Consider the following 24,424-nt stretch of genomic DNA (forward strand, 5'->3'; position numbering starts at 1 on the left):
TCCTTCGTTCCCGTTTCCGGGCCCTCCGGGCGCTTCCTTCGTTTCCGACTCTATCAGACTCTTTCGTGTCCGACTTCCTCGGCGCTTTCCAGGTTTCCGCTTTCACGTTTCCCTTTCCGGCGGTTCCGACTCTATCAGATCCTCGCGGTTCCGATTTCCGGTCTCCCGGGTCAAGTCGGTTTGTCTTCCCGGCTGTTCGGCCGTTCCGACGAGTGAGACTTTAGCGGAATCCTGGCCCCCGATGCCAATCGGGGGTCGCGCCCTTTCGAACGCGATTCCTCATTTCGCAAAAGCGCACGAAAAACGAGACGGCTGATCGCCGTTCGGATCAAGTGGTTGGTGCGGAATGGCTGTCCGGGGACCGACCGGGGTCGGCGCTCACGTCGGACAACTCGGAGAACACTACGTACGGGTCAAGGGCGTGTCAACCCCGGCCCGGGGGCCGTCTGGCTGGTTCTTTCGGCCGAGGGAGGGGTGGCAGGACGGCCGATCTGGGGCGGGTGGGTCCGCGCCTAGTTTGGGCTGCATGAGGAGTCTTGTCCGGGTCGCCGGAGTTGTCGGGGTCACCGCTGTCCTGAGCGCCACGAGCGTGGTCGGGGCCGTGACCGCGTACGCCGTCGACGGCGACGAGCGGGTCGCGCGCATCCGCGCGCGCATGGTCGATGCCGTCAACCGGGAGACGCGCGACGAGATCGACCGGCTGCGGCGATGCTCGGACGATGGGTCGCGGGCCGAGGCGAATCGGCTGGAACGGCTGCTTCAGGACTCGTGTCGGTACGCGGAGCAGCTCCACTCCGTACGGGCGCCGCTCGCGCGGAACGCGGCTGTGCGGACGTATCGCGTGGTGGGCGCGGATGCGGTCGACGTTCCTGGTGATCCCCTGGGGGCCGCCCGTGAGGTGGTCGAAAGGGAGCCCGTCGGGGCCGCCGCGCTGGTGGTGGGGACGTCCGTCCTGCTGGTGGGCGGCGGGGCCGCCGTCGCCTCCGTGCGGTGGCGACGGCGGGATTAAGAGGGAGGGCCGCTCAGCCGTTGCCCGAGGCCAGCTCTCGGCTGCGGTCGCGGGCGGCTTCCAGGGCGGCGATCAGGGCGGCCCGTACGCCGTGGTTCTCCAGCTCGCGGATCGCGCTGATCGTGGTGCCCGCCGGGGAGGTGACGGCCTCGCGGAGCTTGACCGGGTGTTCGCCGCTGTCGCGGAGCATCACGGCGGCGCCGATGGCGGCCTGCACGATCAGGTCGTGGGCCTGGGCGCGCGGCAGGCCGAGCAGGATGCCGGCGTCGGTCATCGCCTCGACCAGGTAGTAGAAGTACGCCGGGCCCGAGCCGGAGAGTGCGGTGGCCGCGTCCTGCTGGGACTCGGGGACGCGCAGGGTCTTGCCGACGCCGCCGAAGATCTCCTCGGTGTGGGCGAGGTGGGTCGGGGTCGCGTGGCTGCCGGCGCTGATGACGGACATGCCCTCGTCGACGAGGACGGGGGTGTTCGGCATGACGCGGACGACCGGGGTGTTCGGCGCGAGCCGTTCCTCGATGAACGCGGTGGGGATGCCGGCGGCGGCGCTGATGACCAGGCGGTCGGGGGTGACGTGCGGGCTGAGCTCGTCGAGGAGGCGGCCCATGTCCTGGGGCTTCACGGCGAGGATCAGGGTGTCGGCGCGCTTGGCGGCGTCGGCGTTGGTGACGGCCTCGACGCCGTAGCGGGTGCGGAGTTCTTCGGCGCGGTCTGGGCGGCGGGTGGTGACGAGGAGGTTGGCGGGGTTCCAGCCGGCGCGGATCATGCCGCTCAGGAGGGCTTCGCCGATTTTGCCGGTGCCGAGGACTGCGACGGTGTGGGTCATGCGGTCACCCTCCGGGTGGTGCGGGGTCTTCTTCCTCATCCTCGCACCGTGGGTGGGCCGCTGGGGGCTGCGCCCCCAGACCCCCTGCGTTCGTCTGCGGACCGTGCTGGGTTGCTCGCGCAGTTCCCCGCGCCCCTAAGAATGCCGCTCCGCGGCAATCCCCTGCGCGACCAGCCACAGACGAAGCCCGGGCCACTACTTCCTCTTCGGGCGCTTTCTACGTTCCCGGCGCTTCAGTGCCTCCTCGTACTCCTTGCGGTGGAGGGTTTCGCCTGGGGCCTCCTGGAGGGCTCGGAAGGCGTAGGCGAGGAGGGAGCCTACGAAGCCGATGGCCTTCAGGCCCTGGAGGGAGCGCTCTCGTTCCGGGTCCGTGGGGCGGGCGCTGAAGCTTTCCCAGGTCTTGCGGAACGCCATCGCGCTGCACAGCGCGAACATCACCACGACCAGGACGGTCACGAAGCTGCCGGTGTCCGCGATCTGCAGGCCCTCGTACGCGAAACGCAGCACGAAGCACGCCGCCACCGCCGCGGCCAGGGCGCCGATCGCCACCCCGGCGCGGCGCAGGCCGTAGCCGTTGGTGTGGTCGACCCACGTCGTGCCGAAGAAGCGGAGGGGCTCCGGCTGGGGGCCGCCGCCGTTGGCGTTCTGGTCGCTCATGGGCTCGATTATCCCCCGGACGCCGGGGGCGGCCTCAGCCGCAGCGGACGGCCACGTAACCGTCGCTGCCCGTCTTCACGTACGCGTCCGACACGTACTGCCCGTTGGCGATGTTGTCCCAGATGTTGGTCGTGCCGTACGGGCCGGAGACCGTCGTGCCGGGGCACTGGCAGTTGATCGGGACGCTCACCCCGGCGGGCAGCACCTTGACCACCGGGTATCCCGTGCCGGGGCCGCTGCGGACGTTCACCCGGGTGCCCGGCGCCACCGGGTACCGCTTCGTCGTCGTCTCGGCCGCCGCGCCCGCGAGCTCTTCCGCAGTCATCCCCGGACCTCCCCCATCACCGTCACTGTGCGTACGCCTCGTACGCGACCCGCAGGCTAGCAAGCCCCTCGGGTCTCGCACGCATCATCGACTAGGCTCCGAGCGTCGCGCTCGGGGACGAACACACGGGGGTGGGCGATGCCGCCGCTGCGCAGCACGGGGCCGGGCCCAGAAGCGGAGCATCCGGAGTACGCCGGGCAGTACCTGCTGGAGTCGACGCTCGGCTCCGGCGGCATGGGTGTGGTCCATCTGGCCGCGTCCGCCTCCGGCCTGCGTCTGGCCGTCAAGGTCGTCCACGCCCAGCACGCCAAGGACCCCGAGTTCAGGGCGCGGTTCCGGCAGGAGGTGTCGGCCGCGCGGCGGGTGAGCGGGGCGTTCACCGCGTCCGTCGTCGACGCCGACCCGACGGCCGAGCGGCCGTGGATGGCCACGCTCTACATCCCCGGGCCCACCCTCGCCGAGGAAGTGAAGCGGAACGGGCCGCTCGCGCCCTCGCAGGTGCGGCGGCTCGGTGCCGGGCTCGCGGAGGCGCTGCGCGACATCCATCGCGCCGGGGTCGTGCACCGCGACCTCAAGCCCAGCAACGTCCTGCTCGCCGCTGACGGGCCCAAGGTCATCGACTTCGGCATCTCGCGTCCGTACGACAGCGATCTGCGCACCGAGACGGGGAAGCTGATCGGCACGCCGCCGTTCATGGCACCGGAGCAGTTCCAGTCGCCGCGCGAGGTGGGGCCCGCCGCCGACGTCTTCGCGATGGGCGCGGTGCTGGTGCACGCGGCGACCGGGAACGGGCCGTTCGACTCCGAGAGCCACTACATCGTGGCGTACCAGGTCGTGCACAACGAGCCCGATCTGACGGGGGTTCCGGACGATCTCGTACCGCTGCTGCGGAGCTGTCTCGCCAAGAAGCCCGGGGACCGGCCGACGCCGGACGAGCTGATGGCGGAGCTGCGGTCGGCGGCGTACGGGACGGAGGCCTTCATTCCGACCCAGCGGTTCCGCAATCCGGTCGAGAAGGTGCCGGGGCGGCCGTGGCCGGGCGGGGAGGAGGACGGCGCCGCCTCCGACGTGCCCACGCACAAGCGGGAGGCCGCCGAGCCGTCCGCCGCTCCCCGTCGGGCGCGCCGGACGCTGCGGTGGGCCGCCGCCGGTGCCGCACTCGTGGCCGTGGCCGTGGGTGGGGTGGTGGGGGTACGGATGGGAGCGGGCGACGACGACGGCGCCCCGCCGACCGGTCAAGTGGCCCGGCGCGCGGACGCGTTCACGCCCTGGGCCGTGCCGCTCGCGGCCGGCGGGGGCGGCAACCGCACCCCTGCCTGCTCCCTGGCCCCCGGAACGGACCAGGCCCTGTACTGCGCCGCGCCCGGCGTCACGGCGGCGCGGCTCGATCCGGCGAACGGGCACGTCGTGTGGTCGGTGAGGGCCAAGGGCGCGGCCGGGCGGGTGGCCGACGACGGGCAGCCGCGGGTCTCCGGCGGGCTCGTGCTGGTGGCGCCGCCGGGCGCGGGACGCGTCGAGGCGCTCGACCCGGCGACCGGTGCCACGCGCTGGAGCCGCCCGGTCCCGGCGCACGCGGCGCTCGCCGTCGACGACACGTCCGTCGTGTTCACCGCCGACGGCGGCGAGGTGCGCTGCCTCGACAGCGCGACCGGCAAGGAGCGCTGGCGCGGGCGGCCCGCCGCCGCGACGGCGCAGTGGGTGGCGGCGCCCGGCGGCAGGGCGCTGTACGCCGTGTCGGTGGCCGAGGACGCGGCGACCTCGCTGGTCACGGCCGTCGCGCCGGACACGGGCAGGATGCTGTGGACGAAGCGGCTGGCGGGCTCGTTGGGGCCCGTGGGAGTCGCTGGTGGGGCGCTCGCCCTGCTCGCGGCGGACGCCGACAGCTTCACGACGGCGGTCGTACGTCTGGACACCGCCACCCGGGCCGTACGCCGCACGCCGCTGCCCGCCCCCGTCGACCAGGCGCAGGCGACGCTCGCCGACGACGGTTCCCGGGTGTACGTGTTCGGGGCGGGCGGGTCCCTGCTCGCGGTGGACGCGGGCCGGGGCGCGCAGCTGTGGCGGCTGGAGACGGGGGCGGCGCGGGCGTCTCGGCCGGTCGTGGGTGGGGGGCGGGTGTACGTCACCGCTTCTGACGGGCGTCTGCTGGCTGTGGATGCGGGGCGGGGGGTGCTGGTGGGGCAGACGGCGCCGCGGATGGCGTCCGGGCGGGACACGTTTGCGGCGAGTTTGGCGTCGCCGGTGGTGGTGGGGGCGGTGGTGTACGGGAGTGCGCCGGATGGGGCGGTGTTCGGGGTGGGGGCGGATTCGCTGGGGCGCTGAGGGGCTGGCCGCACACTTCCCCTGCGGGGCGCTCAGGGGATTGCCGCGGAGCGGCACGTTAGGGGCGCGGGGAACTGCGCGACCAGTTGGGGATGGCCCGCAGACGAACGGGGTCGGGGCGGGTTGCAAGGTTCCGGCGGGGCCGGGGTGCCGCTGTGCCCGCCCGTGCCGCCCCTAGCGGCACGCACGCCCACAGCGGCGGCAGCACGGACGGCGGCGGGGACGACAGGCGGGACCCGCCGGGGTGCAGGGGCGGAACCCCGGAGCGGGGTGCAGGGGCCGCAGGCCCCGCACCGGGGGCCGGGGGCGGAACCCCGGGGAAAAACCGCCCACTCCAGCCCACCCCCACCCCCGGAGGGTTCAGGGAAGGGGCGGGGTGGGGTGGGGGAATTCCCGGCGCGGGCCAGCCGGCGTCAGCCCAGCTTGGAGACGTCTCGGACTGCGCCCTTGTCCGCGCTTGTGGCCATCGCCGCGTACGCGCGCAGGGCTGCGGAGACCTTGCGTTCGCGGGACTTGGGGGCGTACACCCCGGCCAGCGCCTCCCGACGGGCCGTCAGTTCGGCTTCGGGGACGAGGAGTTCGATCGAGCGGGTCGGGATGTCGATGCGGATGCGGTCGCCGTCCTCGACCAGGGCGATCGTGCCGCCGGACGCCGCCTCGGGCGAGGCGTGGCCGATGGACAGGCCCGACGTACCGCCGGAGAAGCGGCCGTCCGTGACCAGCGCACAGGACTTGCCGAGGCCGCGGCCCTTGAGGAACGACGTCGGGTAGAGCATCTCCTGCATGCCGGGGCCGCCCTTGGGGCCCTCGTAGCGGATGACGACGACGTCGCCCTCCTTGACCTCCTTGCGGAGGATCTTGTCGACGGCCTCGTCCTGCGACTCGCAGACGACCGCCGGACCCTCAAACGTCCAGATGGACTCGTCGACGCCGGCCGTCTTCACGACGCAGCCGTCCTCGGCGAGGTTGCCCTTGAGGACGGCCAGGCCGCCGTCCCGCGAGTACGCGTGCGCCGCGTCGCGGATGCAGCCGTTCGCCGCGTCCGTGTCGAGCGTCTCCCAGCGCTTGGACTGCGAGAACGCGGTCGCCGAGCGCTCGCAGCCGGGCGCCGCGTGCCACAGCTCGATCGCCTCGGGCGTCGCCGAGCCGCCGCGCACGTCCCACGCGTCCAGCCACTCCTTGATGGAGCGGGAGTGCACGGTGTGGACGTCCTCGTTGAGCAGGCCCGCGCGGTAGAGCTCGCCGAGGATGGCGGGGACGCCGCCCGCGCGGTGCACGTCCTCCATGTAGTACGTGGTGGTGGGCGCGACGTTGGGCGCGACCTTGGCCAGGCACGGGACCCGGCGGGACACCGCGTCGATGTCCTTCAGGTCGTAGTCGAGCTCGGCCTCCTGGGCGGCGGCCAGCAGGTGCAGGATCGTGTTGGTGGAGCCGCCCATGGCGATGTCGAGCGCCATCGCGTTCTCGAACGCCGCGCGCGTGGCGATGCTGCGCGGGAGGACGGTGGCGTCGTCGTCCTCGTAGTACCGCTTGGTGATCTCCACGACCGTACGGGCCGCGTTCTCGTACAGGGCGCGGCGGGCGGTGTGGGTGGCGAGGACCGAGCCGTTGCCGGGCAGGCTCAGGCCCATCGCCTCGGTCAGGCAGTTCATCGAGTTGGCGGTGAACATGCCGGAACAGCTGCCGCAGGTGGGGCAGGCGTTCTCCTCGATGCGCAGGACGTCCGCGTCCGAGATCTTCTCGTTGGCCGCGTCGACCATGGCGTCGATCAGGTCGAGCTTGCGGACCGTGCCGTCGACGAGGGTGGCCTGACCGGCCTCCATCGGGCCGCCGGAGACGAAGACGGTGGGGATGTTGAGGCGCATCGCGGCCATCAGCATGCCCGGGGTGATCTTGTCGCAGTTGGAGATGCAGATCAGGGCGTCGGCGCAGTGGGCCTCGACCATGTACTCCACGCTGTCCGCGATCAGGTCGCGGGAGGGGAGGCTGTAGAGCATGCCGCCGTGGCCCATCGCGATGCCGTCGTCGACCGCGATGGTGTTGAACTCGCGGGGGACGGCGCCGGCGGCCAGGATCGCGTCGGAGACGATGCGGCCGACGGGGGCGAGGTGGGTGTGCCCGGGGACGAACTCGGTGAAGCTGTTCGCCACGGCGATGATCGGCTTGCCGATGTCCGAGCCGGCTACGCCCGAGGCGCGCATCAGGGCGCGGGCGCCGGCCATGTTGCGGCCGTGGGTGACGGTGCGGGACCTCAGCTCGGGCATTGCGGTCGCTCCTCAGCATCCTGGCTGTAGCCGAATCGGGCTGCTTCGAGCGTACGCTCCGGCTCCAAGATCTGGACAGGCTGTCCGGATGGCGGGACGCGCAGCTCGGCATCCGGGCGCGCCCCTTCGTCTGCGGACCGTGGTCCCGTGTGCCCACCCGTTCCGCCCTGCGGAACGCCTGCCCACACGGAAGAGGGACCAGGTAGGTCAGCGGCGTACCTTCGACGCCAAATGCAGTCGCGTGAACGCCAGCGCCTCCGCCAAGTCCGCCTCGCGTTCCGCCGTCGACATCGCGCGGCGGGTGTTGACCTCGATGACCACGTGGCCGTCGAAGCCCGTGCGGGCCAGGCCCTCCAGGAGTTCCGCGCACGGCTGGTTGCCTCGGCCGGGGACCAGGTGTTCGTCCTTGGCCGAGCCCTTGCCGTCGGCCAGGTGGACGTGGGCGAGGCGGTCGCCCATGCGGTCGACGAGGGCCATCGCGTCCGTGCGGGCGGTCGCGGCGTGCGAGAGGTCGACCGTGAAGTGCCGGTAGTCGTCCTTGGTGACGTCCCAGTCGGGTGCGTACGCGAGCATCTCCCGGTCGCGGTAGCGCCACGGGTACATGTTCTCGACGGCGAACCGTACGTCCGTCTCGTCCGCCATCCGCCAGATGCCGGTGACGAAGTCACGGGCGTACTGGCGCTGCCAGCGGAACGGCGGGTGCACCACCACGGTGGAGGCGCCCAGCTTCTCGGCCGCGGCTCTCGCGCGTTGCAGCTTCACCCAGGGGTCGGTCGACCAGACCCGCTGGGTGATCAGCAGACAAGGGGCGTGAACGGCCAGGATGGGCACCTGGTGGTAGTCCGACAGGCGGCGCAGGGCGTCGATGTCCTGGCTGACCGGGTCGGTCCAGACCATGACCTCGACGCCGTCGTACCCCAGGCGCGCCGCGATCTCGAAGGCCGTCGCCGTCGACTCCGGATAGACCGAAGCCGTCGAAAGGGCGACCTTCGCATCCGGGATGCGCACTACTGGTTCTGCCACGGAGACAGCGTACGGGCACCCACAAGAGGGGCCGCGAGGGGACCGTCCAGGTGGCCGGAACCCGACGGCCGCGCCGGCCCCGACGCCGTCGTCATCCCACCGGCAGCTGGTCGAGGTGGCGCAGGATCACGCCCTCGCGCAGCGCCCACGGACAGATCTCCAGCTCCTCCACCCCGAACAGGTCCATCGCCCCCTCGGCCACCAGCGCCCCCGCCAGCAGCTGCCGGGCCCGGCCCTCGGAGACGCCGGGCAGCGTGGTGCGCTGCTCGGTGGTCATCGCGGCGAGCTTGGGCACCCACTCCTCCAGCGACTTGCGGCTCAGGGTGCGCTGGACGTACACGCCCTCGGTGGAGCGGGCGGCGCCCGCGATCCTGGCGAGCTGCTTGAAGGTCTTGGAGGTGGCGACCACGTGGTCCGGGGAGCCGGAGCGGGTGAACTCGCCGACCGTACGGGCGATCTGCGCGCGGACGTGGCGGCGCAGGGCCCGGACGTCGGAGGGGTCCGGCGGGTCGCCCGGCAGCCAGGCCGCGGTGAGCCGGCCGGCGCCCAGCGGCAGCGACACGGCCGCGTCGGGCTCCTCGTCGATGCCGTACGCGACCTCCAGGGAGCCGCCGCCGATGTCCAGGAGCAGCAGTTTCCCGGCCGACCAGCCGTACCAGCGGCGGGCCGCGAGGAAGGTGAGGCGGGCCTCCTCCTCGCCGGAGAGGACACCGAGGTCGACGCCGGTCTCCTCCCTGACCCGGGCGAGCACCAGGTCGGCGTTGCTGGCCTCGCGCACCGCCGAGGTGGCGAACGGGAGCATTTCCTCGACGCCCTTGTCCTCGGCCGCGATCAGCGCGCCGCTGACCGTGGCCACCAGCCGGTCGACGCCCACCGGTCCGATCGCACCGTCCTCGTCGAGGAGCTCGGCGAGCCTCAGCTCGGCCTTGTGCGAGTACGCGGGCAGCGGCGCGGCACCGGCGTGCGCGTCCACCACCAGCAGGTGAACCGTATTCGACCCCACATCGAGGACTCCGAGTCTCATGAGCTGAACGCTACTGCGGTTGCGGACATACGCTTGTCCCGTGCCAAAGACGAAAAAGGCGAAGCCGGGCAAAGCCAAGGCCCCCAAGACTCCCAAGCAGCGGGCCGACGAGCAGGGGGTCGACTTCCCGCGCGCGTGGGTCGAGTTCCCGGACCCCGCCGACGACGAACAGGTCTTCCGCTGCGACCTGACCTGGCTGACCTCGCGGTGGACCTGCGTCTTCGGCAGCGGCTGCCAGGGCATCCAGGCGGGCCGCGCCGACGACGGCTGCTGCACGCTCGGCGCGCACTTCTCGGACGAGGACGACGAGAAGCGCGTGGCGGGGCACGTGGCGCGGCTCACGCCGGAGCTGTGGCAGTTCCACGACGAGGGCACGCAGAGCGGCTGGGTCCAGCTCGACGAGGACGGCGAGCGGCAGACCCGCAGGTGGGAAGGTTCCTGCATCTTCCAGAACCGGCCCGGGTTCGCGGGCGGCGCGGGCTGCTCGCTGCACATCCTGGCGCTCAAGGAGGGCAAGGAGCCGCTGGAGACCAAGCCGGACGTCTGCTGGCAGCTGCCGGTGCGGCGCACCTACGACTGGATCGACCGGCCGGACGAGACGCGCGTGCTGCAGATCTCGATCGGTGAGTACGACCGGCGCGGCTGGGGTCCGGGCGGCCACGACCTGCACTGGTGGTGCACTTCGGCGACCTCGGCGCACGGCGCGGGCGACCCGGTCTACGTGACCTACCGGCCGGAGCTGACCGAGCTGATGGGCAAGAAGGCGTACGACGTGCTCGTGGGCCTGTGCGAGGCGCGTCTGGCGTCCTCGCTGCCGCTGGTGGCACCGCACCCGGCGGACCCGGCCCGCTGACGGCCGCACCGGCCGGGCACTCATGACGGCTGCGGCGACGACGCCGTGTCGCTCGGCGTGCCCGGCGGCGAGGACGGGTCCGTCGGGGTCGGCGTCGGTGACTGCGAGGTCGGCGTGGGCGAGGGGCTGGTCGGCGTCGGGGAGGCGGGCGGTGTGGTCGGCGGGGTCGGCTCCGGCGAGGACGGCGTGCCGGGGTCGGGCGAGGCGGGCGGGATGGCCCGCGTCCCCTGCCCGGTCCCGGTGATCCTCACGACCGCGCCCGAGGGCCGCACGCCCACCCGGGCCGACCACGGGCCGCGCGGTTCGCGCGCGTGGTTGACCGACACGTACACGGATACGTTTCCGCCCGCGTCCAGCGTCCCGCCGGTGCTGCTGAAGACGAGCCAGGGCGCGTTCGTCCACAGCGACCAGTGCACCGGCGCGTCGCCCGTCGCGGTGAGCGTGAGGACCGTGACGCCGCCCTGCGAGCGGGCCGAGACGGTGAATTCGCCGGGGCTCGTGGGGCTGGCCGAGCCCGGGCTGACGACCTCCACGGAGACATCGGCGGGGGCGCGGCCCCCCGGGGCGGCGCGGGGGTCGGGGTCGGTGCGGGCGTTGCCCGCGTTCTGGTAGCGCTCGTACGGCAGCCCCTCGCCGCCGGCGCTGTCGGCCTCGCTGGCGGTGATCTTGGCGCCGTCGTGCGACTCGCCGGTCGCGGGGGCGCCCCGGTAGGCGGCCCAGAGCGCGAAGGCGGGCGCGGCGACGACCGTGGCCACCACCGTGGTCGTCACGGCACGCGCGCGCAGCCGGTCGCGGCGGGCGGCGCGGTCCTTGGGGTCCATCGGGAACCCGGACCGGTCGAAGCGGGGCGCGCCGCCCCGGGTTCTGGGGACGTGGAGCATCGCCGCGTACGCCGCCGCGCGCGGCGCCTCGGCCATCGGCAGCGCGGCCGGGGTGACCGAGGAGCCCGGCCAGGGCCCGGCGGCCCCGGCGCGCTCGGCGGCGCGGCGGCAGCGCGGGCAGTCGTCGACGTGCCGCACCAGCTCGCGGCGCAGGGCCGCCGAGAGCAGCACCTGGTGGTCGCCGGTGAGGCGGGCGACCGAGGGACAGCCGCCGGTCTCCACGACGGCGAGCGCGGCCCGGGTCCGCTCGACCTCGCAGGCGCCCGCGGCGAGCAGTTCGCGGGCGGCCGGGTAGCTCATGCCGAGCACGGAGGCGACCTCGCGCGGGCCCAGCTGGTGGCGGACGGCGAGCTCCAGGGCCTCGCGCTGCTCGGGGGTGGTGCCGGCCGCCTCGGGCCAGGCGAGCAGGGCCAGTTCGCGCCGGCGCCGCTCGGCCTCCTCGGGGTCGGTGGACGCTGCCGGGCCCGGCTCGCACGGCTGCGGACGGCCGGTGTGGGCGCCCTTGCGGGCGCGTTTGCGCTCGGCGAGCTTGCGCAGACAGGACCAGCGGGCCAGCGCGTACAGCCACGCCTTGCGCTCGGCCTCGGTGTCGGGGCAGCGCGCGTGCTGCCGCTCGGAGACGGCGAGGACGTCACCGAGGACGTGGACGGCCTCGTCGTGGTCGCAGAGCACGGACAGGCAGTACGTGAACAGGCCGTCGAGATACGCCTCGTAACGCGCCGGCGGGCGCTGGGTCAACGTCCGGGGCGCGTGGCGCTGCGCCCGGTGTGCGCCGGTGGTGTGCGTGGGGTGATCCAGACCGCTGCTCTTCACCCGGCGAAGGTAGGCGCAGGATCCCGGGTCCTTCGTGCCGCTTGAGCACATTTACTCCTTACGGGTGAAGGTATCCCTCAAAAGGGGACAGGAACCCGGTCCTCCATCGCGGAAGCTTGCCTTCCTCGGCGCGGAACGTTGCCTTCCCCCTTGTGGGGGAACGGCCTTCGGCCGTGGATATGCCACCGGCCAGAGCCCCGGAACCCGCCGCCCGCCGGCGCTGTCAGTGGTCGCCGCTACGGTGACGTCATGGCTACCCGTACGAAATCCGCGAAGGACCGGCCGTCCTACCGCTGCACCGAATGCGGCTGGACGACCGCCAAGTGGCTCGGCCGCTGCCCCGAGTGCCAGGCGTGGGGGACGGTCGAGGAGTACGGCGCGCCCGCGGTGCGCACCACGTCGGCGGGCCGGGTCTCCGCCGCCGCGCTGCCGATCGGCCAGGTGGACGCCCGCCAGGCCACCGCGCGCTCGACCGGCGTCGACGAGCTGGACCGCGTCCTGGGCGGCGGGCTCGTGCCGGGCGCGGTGGTGCTGCTCGCGGGCGAGCCGGGCGTCGGCAAGTCCACGCTGCTGCTCGACGTGGCGGCGAAGGCGGCCCACGAGGCGCACCCCACCCTCTATGTGACGGGCGAGGAGTCGGCGAGCCAGGTCCGGCTGCGCGCCGACCGGATCAACGCGCTCAACGACCACCTGTACCTGGCGGCCGAGACGGACCTGTCGGCGGTGCTCGGCCATCTGGACGCGGTCAAGCCGTCCCTGCTCGTCCTCGACTCCGTGCAGACGGTCGCCTCCCCGGAGATCGACGGCGCGCCCGGCGGCATGGCGCAGGTGCGCGAGGTGGCGGGCGCGCTGATCCGCGCCTCCAAGGAGCGCGGGATGGCGACGCTGCTGGTCGGCCACGTCACGAAGGACGGCGCGATCGCGGGCCCCCGCCTCCTCGAACACCTCGTGGACGTCGTCCTCTCCTTCGAGGGCGACCGGCACGCGCGCCTGCGCCTGGTGCGCGGCGTGAAGAACCGGTACGGGGCGACGGACGAGGTCGGCTGCTTCGAGCTGCACGACGAGGGGATCACGGGCCTGGCCGACCCGTCGGGCCTGTTCCTGACCCGGCGCGACGAGCCGGTGCCGGGCACGTGTCTGACGGTGACCCTGGAGGGCCGCAGGCCCCTGGTGGCCGAGGTCCAGGCGCTCACCGTCGACTCCCAGATCCCCTCCCCGCGCCGCACCACGTCGGGCCTGGAGACCTCCCGGGTCTCGATGATGCTGGCGGTCCTGGAGCAGCGCGGGCGGATCAGCGCGCTCGGCAAGCGCGACATCTACAGCGCGACGGTCGGCGGCGTGAAGCTCTCCGAGCCCGCCGCGGACCTGGCGATCGCCCTCGCGCTGGCGTCGGCGGCGAGCGACACCCCGTTGCCGAAGAACCTGGTGGCGATCGGTGAGGTGGGGCTCGCGGGCGAGGTCAGACGGGTGACGGGCGTCCAGCGCCGGCTCGCCGAGGCCCACCGCCTGGGCTTCACGCACGCGCTGGTGCCGTCCGACCCGGGCAAGGTCCCGGCCGGTATGAAGGTCACGGAAGTCGCCGACATGGGGGACGCCCTGCGGGTGCTGCCGCGCGGGCGTCGCACGGAGGCCCCACGGGGGGAGGAGGAGCGCCGGTAGACTTTGCGCTCGAACGTCTGCGACCGGAGGAGTGCAGTGGCAGCCAACGACCGGGCAGCGGGAACCGGCAAGTCCGGCACAGGCTCCGGCAACGAAGCGCTGATGCGTGCCGCGCTGAGCGCCGTCGCGCCCGGCACCGCACTCCGCGACGGCCTGGAGCGCATCCTCCGGGGCAACACGGGCGGTCTGATCGTCCTCGGCCTCGACAAGACGGTCGACTCGATGTGCACGGGCGGCTTCGTCCTGGACGTCGAGTTCACCGCGACGCGGCTGCGCGAGCTGTGCAAGCTCGACGGCGCGCTGGTCCTGGACAAGGACATCACCAAGATCCACCGGGCCGGGGTGCAGCTGGTCCCGGACGCGGACATCCCCACGGAGGAGACCGGCACCCGCCACCGCACGGCGGACCGGGTCTCCAAGCAGTGCAACTTCCCGGTCGTCTCGGTCTCCCAGTCCATGCGCCTGATCGCGCTGTACGTGGACGGGGAGCGCCGGGTCCTGGAGGAGTCGGCGGCGATCCTCTCGCGCGCGAACCAGGCGCTGGCGACGCTGGAGCGGTACAAGCTGCGTCTGGACGAGGTGGCGGGCACGCTCTCCGCCCTCGAAATCGAGGACCTGGTGACGGTCCGGGACGTCACGGCCGTGGCCCAGCGCCTGGAGATGGTCAGACGCATCGCCACGGAAATCGCCGAGTACGTGGTGGAGTTGGGCACGGACGGGCGACTGCTCTCGCTCCAGCTGGACGAGCTGATCGCGGGCGTCGAGCCGGAGCGGGAGCTGGTGGTGCGGGATTACGTCCCGGAGCCCACGGCCAAGCGCTCCCGTACGGTGCCGGAGGCTTTGACCGAGCTGAACGAGCTCACGCATGCCGAGCTGCTCGAACTGCCGATAGTGGCGCGGGCGTTGGGCTACAGCGGCTCCCCCGAGACGCTGGACTCCGCGGTGTCCCCGCGCGGCTACCGCCTCCTGGCGAAGGTCCCCCGCCTCCCTGGCGCGATCATCGAGCGCCTGGTGGAGCACTTCGGCGGCCTCCAGAAGCTGCTGGCCGCGTCGGTGGACGACCTCCAGACGGTCGACGGCGTCGGCGAGGCGCGGGCCCGCAGCGTCCGCGAGGGCCTGTCGCGGTTGGCCGAGTCGTCCATCCTGGAGCGGTACGTCTAGCTCCGCCGGGGTGCGGTGACTTCGCCTGCGGCTGGGTGGGTGCCTGGTCGCGCAGTTCCCCGCGCCCCTAAGAGCGCCCCTCCGGGCCGCCCAGGGGATTGCCGCGGAGCGGCATTCTCAGGGGCGCGGGGAACTGCGCGACCAGCCCGCCACCGGCCCGCAGACGAACCCCGGGCCCGGAACCTAGTCCTTCGTCAAGGAGAACGGCGCTCGGGCCACCGGCAACCCCGTGGCCTGGACCTCGAAGAGGTACGTGCCCGGGGTCGGCCCACCCGGCGGCGGCGTCGCGCACCGGGCGGCGCTCCGCGTCCGGTCCCACGCCACCACATGCGTGACCGTCCCGTTCCCCGGCACCTGGAACAGCACGCTCCCCGGCCCGCTCGGGCAGTCGTCCGACGCCCACACCTTGCTGTCGCCGGAGTCCGTCACCACCAGCACCGCGCCCTTGGGCCCGAGGTCCGCCTTGCAGGTGGAGGACGTCGTGTTCTGGACGGAGATCTCGACCCGCGGCTTCTCCCCGGGCGCGTACGTGTTCTTCAGGCTCCGGACCGTCAGCTTCAGCTGACCCGGCGCGCAGACCGGCAGCGAGGACCCCGCGGGCACCTGCCGCGCCGTACCGCCGTCGGAGGAGCCGCCGCCGACGGCGCCCGCGCCGCCCCCGGACCCCGAACCCCCGCCGTCCGCGCCCCCGTTGCCCGCGCCGTCGGAGGACGACGACCCGCCCGTACCACCGCCGGAGGAGGAAGAGGAAGATCCTGAGCCGCCCGGGGACTCGTCCCGGCCTCCCGGCGCCGTGCTGATCGCCGGGCCCGAGCTTCCCGGTCCCGGTGTGATCGAGGGGGCCGGGTGGGCGCCCTTGTCGTTGGAGCTGCCCTTACTGCCGCCCCCGCCACCGGAACTGACGGCCCATAGGATCACCACCGCGAGCAGCGCGAGCAGGGACAGCGCGACTGCCCTCCGTCGCCAGTAGATGGAGGAGGGAAGCGGCCCGACCGGATTGCGCAGAGATCCCACGGGCGAAACTCTACGAGAGTTCCGCACCAACTCCCGCCCCACCCGCCGCTCGGCGTCCGCAACTTTTCCGGATCATCATTCCGGAAGGCGATGTTCCATACTGTCCGTCACCATGGATAGCGATCTCTACCGCGACATCACCGACTTCGCCCACGACAACCCCTCGTGGCTGCAGCACCTCGTCGAGCTCTGGACGGAGGTGGGTCTTGTCCTGTTCGGCGTGCTGTTCGTCGTCTGCTGGTGGCGGGCGCGCCGGGCCGGTTCGACGGCGATGGCCCTGGCGCTGCTCGCGCCGCTGGCGACCGCCGCCGCGTACGTCTCCAGCGAGGTGATCAAGTCGCTGGTGGACGAGGAGCGCCCGTGCCGCGCGGTCAAGGGCGCCGCCACGTCCCTGATCACCTGCCCGGCCAACGGCGACTGGTCGTTCCCCTCCAACCACGCCACCATCGCGGGCGGCGCGGCCGTCGCGCTCGCGCTGGCCTGGCCGCGCATCTGGGCGCTGACCGTGCCGATGGCGCTGCTCATGGCGTTCTCCCGGGTGTACGTGGGCGTGCACTACCCGCACGACGTGGCGGTGGGCCTGCTGCTCGGCACGGCCGTCGCCTTCTTCTTCGCCAAGGCCGGCACCCGCCCGGTGCGCTCGCTGGTCGAGTCGATGCGGGCCGGCGGCAACGGCGCCGCCCTCTGGCTGACCGGGCCGGGCGCGCCGCTGCACGCCCGCCGCTGAGCGGCCCGCCGTACCCGTCGCACCCCCGTTCCGTGCCAGGATCGGGGGTGCCATGACGACGATGCCGACGACCGACCCCGACACGGTCTCCCCCGACGCTCTCCACACCCCCGTCCTGGGGTGGTTCGACCAGCACGCGCGCGACCTGCCCTGGCGCCGCCCCGATGCCGGTGCCTGGGGGGTGATGGTCAGCGAGTTCATGCTCCAGCAGACGCCCGTGAGCCGGGTCCTCCCGGTGTACGAGCAGTGGCTGGCCCGCTGGCCGCGCCCGGCCGACCTGGCCGCCGACGCGCCGGGCGAGGCCGTGCGCGCCTGGGGGCGGCTCGGCTACCCGCGCCGCGCGCTGCGGCTGCACGGGGCCGCCGTGGCGATAACGGAACGGCACGGCGGCGACGTGCCGCGCGACCACGGCCAGCTGCTCTCGCTGCCCGGCATCGGCGAGTACACGGCCGCCGCGGTGGCCTCCTTCGCGTACGGGCAGCGCCACGCCGTCCTGGACACCAATGTGCGCCGGGTCTTCGCGCGGGCCGTCACCGGCGTCCAGTACCCGCCGAACGCCACCACCGCCGCCGAGCGGCGCCTGGCCCGCGCGCTGCTGCCCGACGACGAGGCCCGCGCGGCCCGCTGGGCGGCCGCCTCGATGGAGCTGGGCGCGCTGGTGTGCACCGCCAGGAACGAGGACTGCGGGCGCTGCCCGATCGCCGCGCGCTGCGCCTGGCGCCTGGCCGGAAAGCCCGCGCACGACGGCCCGCCGCGCCGCGGCCAGACGTACGCCGGGACCGACCGCCAGGTGCGCGGCAAGCTGCTCGCGGTGCTGCGGGAGGCGGTGGATCCCGTGCCGCAGGCCGCGCTGGACGCGGTGTGGCACGAGCCGGTGCAGCGGGCCCGCGCCCTTGACGGCCTCGTCGCGGACGGGCTGGTGGAGCCGCTCGCGGGCGGTGTGTACCGGCTGCCGCTGACCTGACCGGGCTCCGTACCTCTGGACCGCCGAACTTCCTTGCCGGCGGCCCCTGTTGACCGGGGCCGCACCCCTTTCGGATCGCTCTGTGTCACCGGGGGGACACGCCCGTACCCCTTGTCCACACGGGTCAAACCTCGGCTGTTACACAACCGATGGCTCTCCGTGCGCCCCCCGACGGCTGCTCCGCACAGGCCCGTGACAACGGCTCCGTAGGTTCAGTCAGGTAAGTGGGACAGGCGGGAAAACACGGGGACGGAGGCGGTTGGGTATGGCGCACGGCGAGGTGCTCGAGTTCGAAGAGTACGTACGCACCCGGCAGGAGGCCCTGCTGCGCAGCGCCCGGCGGCTCGTTCCGGACCCGGTCGACGCGCAGGACCTGCTGCAGACCGCCCTGGCCCGTACGTACGGCCGCTGGGACGGCATCGCCGACAAGGCGCTCGCCGACGCGTACCTCCGCCGCGTGATGATCAACACGCGGACCGAGTGGTGGCGCGCCCGCAAGCTCGAAGAGGTGCCCACCGAGCAGCTGCCGGACGCGCGCATCGAGGACGGCTCCGAGCAGCGCGCCGACCGCGCGCTCCTCATGGACGTACTGAAAGTCCTGGCGCCCAAGCAGCGCAGCGTCGTGGTGCTGCGACACTGGGAGCAGATGAGCACGGAGGAGACCGCCGCGGCCCTCGGGATGTCGGCGGGTACCGTCAAGAGCACGCTGCACCGGGCCCTGGCCCGGCTCCGGCAGGAGCTGGAGAGCCGCGAGCTGGACTTCCACGCTCTCGGCAACGCTGAAGCACGCGACGGCCGGGTGGGCCGTCAGGCCGACCGCCGGGTCGGCCGCGAGGAGCGCGACGAAAAGGGGCGGGAGCGGTGCGCGGCCTAGGCAGGGGCAGAGGGGGCGTACTGGCGGCGGGTACCACGGCGATGGCCGGGCTCGCCGCCTTCGGCCTGCTCGCGGCGGGATGCTCGACCGGCGGTACGGGAACGCGCGACGAGGGCGAGGCGCACACCGACAAGGTCGCCCCGCGCGCCTCGGCGACACCGAGCGCGACCGCCGAGGCGCCCTTCAAGAAGGTCAACGCCGTCCGGCTGCTCAAGGCCGACCCCAAGGTCAGCGAGCGCGTCAAGGCTGACCTGAAGCCCTGTGTGAAGGACGAGTACCCGATCGACGTCTCCTACGGGCACATCACCGGCGCCACTGGCCAGGACGTCGTGGTGAACGTGATGACCTGCGGAGACGCCGTGGGACTCGGCTCGTATGTGTACCGCGAGGACGGGTCCTCGTACGACAATGTCTTCACCTCCGAGGAGGCGCCGGTCTACGCGGAGATCGACCGGGGCGACCTGGTGGTGACCCGGCAGATGTACGCCAAGGGCGACAAGCCGGCGTTCGCCTCCAGTGAGATCGTGACGACCTACCGCTGGTCGGGTACGAAGTTCGCCAAGCACGACCAGGTGGAGAACGATTTCAGCAAGGCGGTCGGGAACGACGAGGGCACCGAGGCGCCGGTACCGGCCTCCCCCTGACCGCAGTACCCGTTACGTAAGAGCGCAAGCCGAGGAACTGAGAGCAGCACGATGGCCGAGACCCATGTCCTGTTCGTCGAGGACGACGACGTCATCCGTGAAGCCACCCAGCTCGCGCTGGAGCGCGACGGCTTCACCGTGACCGCCATGCCCGACGGGCTCTCCGGCCTGGAGGCGTTCCGCGCCGACCAGCCGGACATCGCGCTGCTCGACGTGATGCTGCCGGGGCTCGACGGGGTGAGCCTGTGCCGCCGCATCCGCGACGAGTCGACCGTCCCCGTGATCATGCTGTCCGCGCGCGCGGACTCGATCGACGTGGTGCTCGGCCTCGAGGCGGGCGCGGACGACTACGTGACCAAGCCGTTCGACGGGGCCGTGCTCGTCGCCCGGATCCGCGCCGTGCTGCGGCGCTTCGGGCACGCGGGCGGGCCCGGCGCGGGCGCGGCCGACCCGGACGGGGAGCCGGAGCGCGGGGTGCTCGCCTTCGGTGACCTGGAGGTCGACACCGAGGGCATGGAGGTCCGCAAGGGCGGCGAGACGGTCGCCCTCACCCCGACCGAGATGCGGCTGCTCCTGGAGTTCTCCTCGGCGCCCGGTACCGTGCTCTCCCGCGACAAGCTGCTCGAGCGGGTCTGGGACTACGGCTGGGGCGGTGACACGCGCGTGGTGGACGTCCACGTGCAGCGGCTGCGGACGAAGATCGGGCAGGACCGGATCGAGACCGTGCGTGGCTTCGGCTACAAACTGAAGGCGTGAGCGCGGGTGCGGGTTCGGGGTCAGGTGCGGTTTCGGGGTCGGGTGCGGGGCGCGTGAGGCGGCCCACCCTGCGGACCGGGGTCCGCTGGAAGATCAGTATCGCCATCACCGCGGTCGGTGCGCTGACCGTGATGGCGCTCAGCCTCGTCGTGCACAACGCGGCCCGGGTCTCGATGCTCGACAACGCGCGCGACCTCCAGCTCGACCGCGTGCTGTTCGCGCAGCGCATCTACGAGACGAGCAAGCAGACGCGGTTCGGCGCGAAGCTCAACGACGCCGCGCTACCGGCCGATCTGAAGGCCAAGACGGACCGGGGCCGCAAGGCCACGTCCGTGGCCGAGGGGAAGAACGGCGTGCCCGACATCTGGGCGGCCGTGCCGGTCGGCAACGGCGACGTCCTGTCGCTGCACAGCACCTTCACCGACCGCAGCTCGAACGTCATCTCGGACCTGGACCGGGCCCTCGTCATCGGGTCCGTGGCGGTCGTCTTCGGCGGGTGCGCGCTCGGCATCCTCATCGGCGGGCAGATCTCGCGGCGGCTGCGGAAGGCCGCGGCGGCTGCGACGAAGGTGGCCGAGGGGCATACGGACGTACGCGTACGGGACGCGATCGGCGGGGTCGTGCGCGACGAGACGGACGAGCTGGCGCGGGCGGTCGACGCGCTCACCGACGCGCTGCAGGAGCGGCTGGAGGCGGAGCGCCGGGTGACGGCGGACATCGCGCACGAGTTGCGTACGCCGGTGACGGGGCTGCTGACCGCGGCCGAACTGCTGCCGCCCGGGCGGCCCACCGAGCTCGTACGCAACCGGGCGCAGGCGATGCGGACGCTGGTGGAGGACGTGCTGGAGGTCGCGCGGCTGGACAGCGCGTCCGAGCGGGCGGAGCTCCAGGAGCTCGCGCTCGGGGAGTTCGTGAGCCGACGGGTGGCGGTGCTGGATCCGGAAGTCGTCGTCCGGGTCGTCCACGAGTCCTGGGTGAACACGGATCCTCGGCGGCTTGAGCGGATCCTGGGGAATCTGCTGGGGAACGCGGCGAAGCACGGGAAGGGGCCGGTGGAGGTCACCGTGGAGGGGCGCGTGGTGCGCATCCGCGACCACGGGCCCGGGTTCCCGGAGGCGCTCCTCCGGGAGGGCCCGAGCCGTTTCCGCACGGGCAGCAGCGACCGGGCGGGCCACGGCCACGGCCTGGGCCTGACGATCGCGGCGGGCCAGGCCCGGGTCCTGGGCGCCCGCCTGACGTTCCGCAACGCGGCGGGCTCGGCGTCGACCCCGGGCGGGGCGATCGCGGTCCTGTGGCTCCCGGAACACGCCCCGACGGCGACGGGGAGCTTTCCTATTCTGCCGCCGCAGGGGGGGTAGGGGCGGGTGGGCCCCCGGCACCACAAAGGCCCCCAGGGGACAGGATCCGGGGGGCCTTCGGGCTGAGGGGGAAGGGGGTCAGACGCGTTCGCGTACCGTCGGCGACGGAGCGTTCTCCGCGTCGACCGGGGCCGAGCCGCCAGCCGATTCCACCGGGGCCGGGGCCGCCGGGGCGGAAGCGTCGGCCGGGGTCGCCTCAGAGGGCTTGGGCCCCGCCCCCCGCAACGGCACCTCCTTCACGAACAACGAAGCCAGCACCGCGCCGAGCGCGACCGCCGCCCCCAGGACGAACGCCCCGTGCGTACCGGACGACACCGCGTGCTGGTACGCCTCCCGCAGCGGCACCGGCAGCTTCGCCAGGCTCGCCGCGTCGAGCTGGGCGGAGGCCTGGGTGACCCCGGCCCCGCCGCGCGCGGTCATCTCGTCCTGGACCCGGCTGTTGAACAGCGCGCCCATGATCGCCACGCCGAAGGAGGAGCCGAGCGTACGGGCCAGCGTGCTCGTCGAGGAGCCGACGCCGATGTCCTTCATCTCGACGCTGTTCTGCGCCACCAGCATGGTGATCTGGAGCAGGCAGCCCATGCCCGCACCGAGCACGGCCATGTACAGACCGGAGGTCAGCCGCGTGGTGCCCGTGTCCATCGTGGAGAGGAGGTAGAGGCCCGTCACCATCAGGACGCTTCCGACGATCGGGAACGCCTTGTAGCGGCCCGTGGACGTCGTGACCCGGCCCGCGAAGAGGGACACGACCGTCATCGAGAGCAGCATCGGGAGGAGCAGCAGGCCCGAGTTGGTGGCCGAGGCTCCCTGTACGGACTGCTGGTAGAGCGGGAGGAACAGGACCGCGCCGAACATCACGAAGCCCGTGATGAACGCGATCGTCGCCATCAGCGAGAAGTTGCGGCTGCGGAAGATGTGCAGCGGCACGATCGGCTCCGCCGCCTTCGTCTCGACGAAGAAGAAGCCGACCAGGGACGCGACGCCCAGCGCGATCAGCTCCATGATCCGGGCCGAGCCCCAGGCGTACTCCGTCCCGCCCCAAGTCGTGACCAGCACGATCGAGGTGATCCCGATGGTCAGCAGCACCGTACCGAGGTAGTCGATCTTCGGCTTGGACTTCTTCTTCGGGAGGTGCAGGACGGCCGTCACCATCGCGAGGGCGACCGCGCCGAGGGGCAGGTTGATGTAGAAGGACCAGCGCCAGCCGAGGTGATCGGTGATGGAGCCGCCGACCAGCGGGCCGCCGATCATGGCGATGCCCATGACACCGGCCATCATGCCCTGGTACTTGCCGCGCTCACGGGGCGGTATCAGCTCGCCGATGATCGCCATGACCCCGACGATCAGACCGCCGGCGCCCAGGCCCTGGATCGCCCGGAAGCCGATCAGCTGGCCCATGCCCTGGGCCATGCCGCTGAGCGCGGAGCCCGCCAGGAAGACGACTATGGAGCTGAGGAAGGCGCCCTTGCGGCCGTACATGTCGCCGAGCTTGCCCCAGATGGGCGTGGAGGCGGCGGTGGCCAGGGTGTACGCGGTGACGACCCAGGACAGATGCGCCATGCCGCCCAGGTCACCGACGATGGTGGGCATCGCGGTGCCGACGATCATGTTGTCGAGCATCGCGAGGAGCATCGCGATCATCAGGGCCATCAGCACCACGCGGGTGCTGCGCTGCTTCGGCCCCGCCGCTGGAGCCCCGGCCGCGCTGGCCTCCGGCTGAATTTGTTGTGCCATCTCTCCCACTCCCTGCCCCACACTTACTTGCCGCCCGGCTAGTTACTACACTGGGGAAAGTAGACCCCCTACTAGCCGGGCGTCAAGTAAGTTTTCAGGAGAGCTCGATGGCCAGAGGCAACACCCGCCAGCGCATCCAGGATGTGGCCCTGGAGCTCTTCGGCGAGCAGGGGTACGAGAAGACCTCGCTGCGCGAGATCGCGGAGCGGCTCGACGTCACCAAGGCGGCGCTCTACTACCACTTCAAAACCAAGGAAGACATCCTGGTGAGTCTCTTTGAGGACCTCACTCGGCCCATGGATGAGCTTTTGGAGTGGGGGCGGACTCAGCCTCAGACCTTGGAATCCAAGATCGAGGTTCTGCGACGTTACAGCGACGCCCTGACCGGCGCCGCCCCGCTCTTCCGCTTCATGCAGGAGAACCAGGCCACCGTCCGCGAGCTGTCCATCGGGGAGAACTTCAAGGACCGCGTCCTCGCGATGGTCGAGCTGCTCAAGGACCCGGACGCCCCCCTGACCGACCAGATCCGCTGCTTCACCGCGCTCTTCTCCATGCACGTCGGCATGCACGCCCTCAAGGACCTCGAAGGCGACCCCGAGGAGAAGCGCAAGGCCATCCTCGAAGTCGCCATCGATCTTGTCACTCAGGCCCACGCGGGTGGGCGCTAGCCGGTCGTCAGACCGTCACGCCCTCCGTACGGAGGAACGCCACCGGGTTGACGGCCGAGCCGTAGTTCGCCGTCGTGCGGATCTCGAAGTGCAGGTGCGGGCCGCTGGAGTTGCCGGTGTTGCCGGAGAGCGCGATCCGCTGGTCGGTGGAGATCGTCTGCCCGATGCGGACGTCGATCCGCGACAGGTGCGCGTACTGCGAGTACGTGTTGTCGGCGTGCCGGATCACGATGGCGTTGCCGTACGCCGGGCCGTCGCCGCCGCCGTTCGGGCCCGCCTTGACGACCGTGCCCGCGTGCACGGCCTTGACCGGGGTGCCGACCGGCACCGCGAAGTCCTGGCCGGAGTGCTTGTGGGCCCACATCGAGCCGCCGGTGCCGAAGGTGGCGCTGAGCCTGTACGTGTCCACCGGGTCCACCCACGCCACGGCCTTCTTGGCCGCCGCCTTCTCGGCCTGCGCCGCCGCCTTGGCCTGCGCGTCGGCCTGCGCGGCGACGGAGGCGGCCGCACCGGCCAGCGCCGGGGTCCCCGCCTTGTCGGCGGCGACGGCCGTCCCGGCACCCAGCAGGGCCGTCGCTCCCAGACCCACGCCCGCAGCGGCGGCGCAGAGGCGGAGGACGGTCGGGCGGGGCGTGCGGGAAGCGGAGCGCTGGGACATGCGGGGACATCCTCCGGATGGACGACAGGGGCAGAAAACAGGCCCGGCACACGAGCGGCGCGCCGGGCGGCATCCCTTGGTAACCCGCAGCCCCGTTTAGCCCCAAAACGCCCATCTACTAACGAAAGCCGTAACGATCACCCGTGGAATTCGGCCCGGGCACGGGTCATGGGCTGCTATCCGTCGTAGTAGAGGGCTGGGGGCTTGTGCGCC

General features: G+C 72.5%; 22 protein-coding genes. 12 read left to right on the plus strand and 10 right to left on the minus strand.

The genetic code is table 11. The features are described from left to right. Nucleotides 1-526 precede the first annotated feature (526 nt). On the plus strand, nt 527-1,009 hold the full coding sequence (locus tag IE252_RS29815) for a hypothetical protein (protein ID WP_190092538.1): 483 nt from the start codon (nt 527-529) through the stop codon (nt 1,007-1,009). A gap of 13 nt (nt 1,010-1,022) precedes the next feature. On the opposite strand, the gene proC is transcribed toward IE252_RS29815, so the two are convergent. From proC to IE252_RS29830, 3 genes are all read right to left on the minus strand, one after another. After that, nucleotides 1,023-1,832: a pyrroline-5-carboxylate reductase gene (gene proC / locus IE252_RS29820; RefSeq protein WP_190092648.1), complete on the minus strand. Its 810-nt coding sequence runs from the start codon at nt 1,830-1,832 to the stop codon at nt 1,023-1,025. Nucleotides 1,833-2,027: 195 nt separating this feature from the next. Then, nucleotides 2,028-2,489, minus strand: coding sequence for a hypothetical protein (locus tag IE252_RS29825; protein WP_190092539.1), 462 nt, complete (start codon nt 2,487-2,489; stop codon nt 2,028-2,030). A gap of 34 nt (nt 2,490-2,523) precedes the next feature. Continuing rightward, nucleotides 2,524-2,814 (minus strand): peptidase, encoded by a 291-nt coding sequence (locus tag IE252_RS29830; RefSeq protein ID WP_190092540.1) that lies wholly within the window; start codon nt 2,812-2,814, stop codon nt 2,524-2,526. Nucleotides 2,815-2,952: 138 nt separating this feature from the next. On the opposite strand from IE252_RS29830, the gene IE252_RS29835 reads away from it, so the two are divergent. Further along, nucleotides 2,953-5,136, plus strand: a complete 2,184-nt coding sequence (locus IE252_RS29835; protein ID WP_190092541.1) for a serine/threonine-protein kinase — start codon at nt 2,953-2,955, stop codon at nt 5,134-5,136. A gap of 413 nt (nt 5,137-5,549) precedes the next feature. On the opposite strand, the gene ilvD is transcribed toward IE252_RS29835, so the two are convergent. The 3 genes from ilvD to IE252_RS29850 form a co-directional block, all read right to left on the minus strand. Beyond that, the gene (ilvD, locus tag IE252_RS29840; RefSeq protein WP_190092542.1) at nt 5,550-7,400 is read right to left on the minus strand and encodes a dihydroxy-acid dehydratase; all 1,851 of its coding nucleotides are present in this window, start codon (nt 7,398-7,400) and stop codon (nt 5,550-5,552) included. A 207-nt stretch (nt 7,401-7,607) separates the two neighbouring features. Further along, a complete protein-coding gene (locus tag IE252_RS29845; protein WP_190092543.1) occupies nt 7,608-8,423 on the minus strand; it encodes a sugar phosphate isomerase/epimerase family protein in 816 nt (271 codons plus the stop codon). A gap of 91 nt (nt 8,424-8,514) precedes the next feature. Next, complete coding sequence (locus IE252_RS29850; protein WP_190092544.1) at nt 8,515-9,447, minus strand: Ppx/GppA family phosphatase; 933 nt, start codon at nt 9,445-9,447, stop codon at nt 8,515-8,517. A gap of 40 nt (nt 9,448-9,487) precedes the next feature. Between IE252_RS29850 and IE252_RS29855 the strand changes: the two genes are divergently transcribed. After that, nucleotides 9,488-10,300, plus strand: a complete 813-nt coding sequence (locus IE252_RS29855) for a DUF3109 family protein (RefSeq protein ID WP_190092545.1) — start codon at nt 9,488-9,490, stop codon at nt 10,298-10,300. 20 nt (nt 10,301-10,320) lie between these two features. Here the strand turns inward: IE252_RS29855 and IE252_RS29860 are convergent, their stop codons facing one another. After that, nucleotides 10,321-12,045: a BACON domain-containing protein gene (locus tag IE252_RS29860; protein WP_190092546.1), complete on the minus strand. Its 1,725-nt coding sequence runs from the start codon at nt 12,043-12,045 to the stop codon at nt 10,321-10,323. A 198-nt stretch (nt 12,046-12,243) separates the two neighbouring features. Between IE252_RS29860 and radA the strand changes: the two genes are divergently transcribed. Then, nucleotides 12,244-13,653, plus strand: coding sequence for a DNA repair protein RadA (gene radA, locus IE252_RS29865; RefSeq protein WP_101389445.1), 1,410 nt, complete (start codon nt 12,244-12,246; stop codon nt 13,651-13,653). A 36-nt stretch (nt 13,654-13,689) separates the two neighbouring features. Next, nucleotides 13,690-14,814: a DNA integrity scanning diadenylate cyclase DisA gene (gene disA, locus IE252_RS29870; RefSeq protein ID WP_190092547.1), complete on the plus strand. Its 1,125-nt coding sequence runs from the start codon at nt 13,690-13,692 to the stop codon at nt 14,812-14,814. Between the two features lie 183 nt (nt 14,815-14,997). On the opposite strand, the gene IE252_RS29875 is transcribed toward disA, so the two are convergent. Continuing rightward, the gene (locus IE252_RS29875) at nt 14,998-15,828 is read right to left on the minus strand and encodes a hypothetical protein (RefSeq protein WP_190092548.1); all 831 of its coding nucleotides are present in this window, start codon (nt 15,826-15,828) and stop codon (nt 14,998-15,000) included. A gap of 112 nt (nt 15,829-15,940) precedes the next feature. Between IE252_RS29875 and IE252_RS29880 the strand changes: the two genes are divergently transcribed. The 6 genes from IE252_RS29880 (at nt 15,941) to cseC (ending at nt 21,151) form a co-directional block, all read left to right on the plus strand. Further along, nucleotides 15,941-16,555: a phosphatase PAP2 family protein gene (locus IE252_RS29880; protein WP_190092549.1), complete on the plus strand. Its 615-nt coding sequence runs from the start codon at nt 15,941-15,943 to the stop codon at nt 16,553-16,555. Between the two features lie 52 nt (nt 16,556-16,607). Then, nucleotides 16,608-17,519 (plus strand): iron-sulfur binding domain-containing protein, encoded by a 912-nt coding sequence (locus IE252_RS29885; protein ID WP_373298639.1) that lies wholly within the window; start codon nt 16,608-16,610, stop codon nt 17,517-17,519. Between the two features lie 265 nt (nt 17,520-17,784). After that, nucleotides 17,785-18,393 carry a SigE family RNA polymerase sigma factor gene (locus IE252_RS29890; RefSeq protein WP_101389443.1) on the plus strand — a complete coding sequence of 203 codons (609 nt, stop codon included), beginning with the start codon at nt 17,785-17,787 and terminating at the stop codon, nt 18,391-18,393. 41 nt (nt 18,394-18,434) lie between these two features. Beyond that, nucleotides 18,435-19,037: a hypothetical protein gene (locus IE252_RS29895; protein WP_190092550.1), complete on the plus strand. Its 603-nt coding sequence runs from the start codon at nt 18,435-18,437 to the stop codon at nt 19,035-19,037. Between the two features lie 51 nt (nt 19,038-19,088). Further along, complete coding sequence (gene cseB, locus IE252_RS29900) at nt 19,089-19,793, plus strand: two-component system response regulator CseB (protein ID WP_190092551.1); 705 nt, start codon at nt 19,089-19,091, stop codon at nt 19,791-19,793. Between the two features lie 53 nt (nt 19,794-19,846). Beyond that, nucleotides 19,847-21,151: a two-component system sensor histidine kinase CseC gene (gene cseC / locus IE252_RS29905; RefSeq protein ID WP_190092552.1), complete on the plus strand. Its 1,305-nt coding sequence runs from the start codon at nt 19,847-19,849 to the stop codon at nt 21,149-21,151. A 78-nt stretch (nt 21,152-21,229) separates the two neighbouring features. Here the strand turns inward: cseC and IE252_RS29910 are convergent, their stop codons facing one another. Next, entirely contained in the window at nt 21,230-22,885 is a 1,656-nt protein-coding gene (locus IE252_RS29910; protein WP_190092553.1) for an MDR family MFS transporter, read from the minus strand. Between the two features lie 107 nt (nt 22,886-22,992). Between IE252_RS29910 and IE252_RS29915 the strand changes: the two genes are divergently transcribed. Then, nucleotides 22,993-23,553: a TetR/AcrR family transcriptional regulator gene (locus tag IE252_RS29915; RefSeq protein ID WP_190092554.1), complete on the plus strand. Its 561-nt coding sequence runs from the start codon at nt 22,993-22,995 to the stop codon at nt 23,551-23,553. Between the two features lie 7 nt (nt 23,554-23,560). Here the strand turns inward: IE252_RS29915 and IE252_RS29920 are convergent, their stop codons facing one another. Continuing rightward, nucleotides 23,561-24,211, minus strand: a complete 651-nt coding sequence (locus IE252_RS29920; RefSeq protein WP_190092555.1) for a M23 family metallopeptidase — start codon at nt 24,209-24,211, stop codon at nt 23,561-23,563. Between the last annotated feature and the right edge of the window lie 213 nt (nt 24,212-24,424).

Origin of the sequence: Streptomyces melanogenes, assembly GCF_014649795.1 — a bacterium.
Taxonomy (GTDB): Bacteria; Actinomycetota; Actinomycetes; order Streptomycetales; family Streptomycetaceae; genus Streptomyces; species Streptomyces noboritoensis.